Origin of the sequence: Pseudoalteromonas sp. Isolate3 (assembly GCF_022398505.1) — a bacterium.
GTDB lineage: Bacteria > Pseudomonadota > Gammaproteobacteria > Enterobacterales > Alteromonadaceae > Pseudoalteromonas > Pseudoalteromonas apostichopi.
The window spans coordinates 1-2645 of sequence record NZ_JAKEVN010000218.1; the positions used below are offsets into that span (position 1 = coordinate 1).

2 protein-coding genes and 1 pseudogene are annotated in these 2645 nt (G+C 37.2%); all 3 read left to right on the plus strand.

Going from position 1 to position 2645, the window contains the following annotated elements; all coding sequences use genetic code 11:
- On the plus strand, positions 1–714 hold a 714-nt coding region (locus L1D46_RS20295; RefSeq protein WP_239978139.1), incomplete at its 5' end, for a transporter substrate-binding domain-containing protein.
- 139 nt (positions 715–853) lie between these two features.
- Positions 854–2146: a hemolysin family protein gene (locus tag L1D46_RS20300; RefSeq protein ID WP_130052442.1), complete on the plus strand. Its 1293-nt coding sequence runs from the start codon at positions 854–856 to the stop codon at positions 2144–2146.
- A gap of 78 nt (positions 2147–2224) precedes the next feature.
- Positions 2225–2645: pseudogene (locus L1D46_RS20305) on the plus strand (cyanophycinase); the annotation flags it as partial.

Consider the following 2645-nt stretch of genomic DNA (forward strand, 5'->3'; position numbering starts at 1 on the left):
ATTTATTTGGTATCGCTCATTATGCGCACAATTCTAACCCTGTCATTGCTGCTATTTCTGCAACCTTGTTTTGCAGCAATTACAGTGGTGACCGAAAATTTCCCTAATTTTCAATACCTAAATGAAAACGGCGTATTAACTGGAACTGTGGTTGATCAAGTTAAATCAGGTCTAGAAAAAAGTGGATTGGATTATGAGCTTTCTGTAAACACTTGGTCAATTTCGTATAACGCAGCATTACGTGACAGCAATACCTGTATCTTTTCTATGGCAAGGCTTCCTTCACGTGAAGACAAATTTACTTGGATAGCCCGCATTGGTGGTTTTTCGGCGTCATTTTATTCTTTTAAATCTGAACAAGTAAAAATAGCTAATATTGATGAAGCTAAAAAATACCGAATTGCAGTTTTAAAAAATAACTATTCACACATATACTTAAAAGAGAATGGCTTTGATGAGCGCAATCAGCTGATCTTACTTGATAGTTTTGACAACATTTATGATGTGCTTAAAAGCAGACGCTCAAGTATAGATTTAGTCATCCTCAGCGATGAACAGTTTAAATATGAACGTGATGGCGATAATACGCTTGAAGATTTAAAACCGATATTAAAACTGCCCGTCGGAACACCTCAGTTATACTTCGCTTGCAATAAAAACATCAACCCTGTGACTCTTGAAAAATTAAACAAAGGCTTTGCTGCTAACGATTAAAAATAGCACTTGTTGAATGCTACAAAGTGGCTATAATCAGCTGCTTTTTGTCCATTCTCGCCAAACTCTAGCTAGCCTAAACGAGCAAAAAGTTGTTTGCATTCAACACTCTGAATGCGCTTAATTATTAGGAGCTACAATGAGTGATTTACTCATTATTATGATTTTAATTTTGATCAGTGCATTGTTTGCAATGAGCGAAATAGCGATTGCTGCATCTCGTAAGATCAAATTACGAGTTATGGTGGACGAAGGAAATAAAAAAGCCCAAGCAGTGCTTAGCTTACAAGAGCAACCTGGAGCATTTTTTGCGATGATACAAATAGCCTTAAATGCGATTGCGATTTTGGGGGGGATTGTTGGTGAGCAAGCATTATCTCCTTATATCGAACAAGTTTTAGGAATGATTTATCAAGGTCCGTTACTGAGCCAAGTTAGCTTTTTGATTTCGTTTTTTAGTATTACTTCTTTGTTTATCTTATTCGCTGACTTGTTACCAAAACGCTTAGCGATGATTATGCCTGAGGCGGTTGCTGTTAATGTGGTATCTATTATGCGCTGGGTTACTTTTGCGCTAACACCCTTTGTTGTTTTCTTTAATGGTATTACTAATTTGGTTTTGCGCGCGTTTAAAGTGCCTGCAGAGAGAGAAGATATCGTTACCACAGAAGACATCGTCGCGATGATGGATGCAGGGGCTGAGTACGGCAGCTTGCAGCAACAAGAATATGAGTTAATTGGCAATGTATTTGATTTAGAAGCCCGCTTTTTATCGAGTGTGATGACGCCTCGTGATCAAATTGTGTTTTTTGATGTCAAAGCAGATGCTCAAGAAGTAGCAACCAAAATAATTGAGCACCCTCATAATCACTTTTTAGTGTGTGATGGCAGTTTAGATAAATTAATTGGTTCGGTTGAATCAAAAGATATTTTGCGCAAAGTACTAAAAGGACAAACTGCCGAAATAGATAATGAATTGATAAGCCGCGACATTTTCTACCTGCCAGAAACATTGAGTCTTTCAGAAGCGTTAAATACCTTTAAAAAAGCGGCAGAGCCGTTTGCCGTTGTGGTTAATGAATATGCGCTAATGGTCGGTATTGTCACTGTTAAAGATTTAATGAAAGGGTTCATGGGCGATTTAATTAGCCATCAAGGTGAAGAGTTAATTATTCAACGTGATAATTCATCCTGGTTAGTTGATGGTTTAACCCCAGTGGTAGAGCTTGCTAAGGTACTTGAAATTGAAGAGTTCCCAGAACAGTCTCATTACGAAACAGTCGCAGGATTTTTGATCTACACCATGAAACGCCTGCCAAAGCGTGCAGAGTTTATAAACTTTGCTGGCTATAAGTTTGAGGTTGTCGATGTTGAAGGGGTGAAAGTTGAGCAACTATTAGTATCTAGAATCACTAGCAATGAAGGCGCATAATGCGCCTCTATCTTTCATTTTCAGCAATCTAAAAAGTCGGTATACTTTTGTTAATTTTATACAGCTAAATACCGATACATGCGCATTTTTAAAAAATTATCCTTATTTTCTCGCAGTGCATTACTTGCAGGTACTGCGTTACTTCCGTCATTATGTTTTGCTGAGCCTGCAAATCAAACCTTAGTTATGGTTGGTAGTGACCTAGAAATCTGTTCAAGTAGCAAACCAAAGAATTGCTCAACAAAAGAAAGCATAATCGGTAAGCAAGAGAATGTTTTTAGCGTAACAAAACAATCAATTAAAAAAATTGACCAATTTTGGCCTAACAACAATACAAAGCACCGAGACCATGTTGTTGCTGTATTAAATAAATTAACACATAAAGAGTTCCAAAAAGTCAGTAAAGCAACTTTGTTATGGGCTTGGCGAGATCTTGATAATCAGGTGCTATCGTCTCTATCTGAAAGTGAATTTAATTACGTATTTGATATATTAGAAG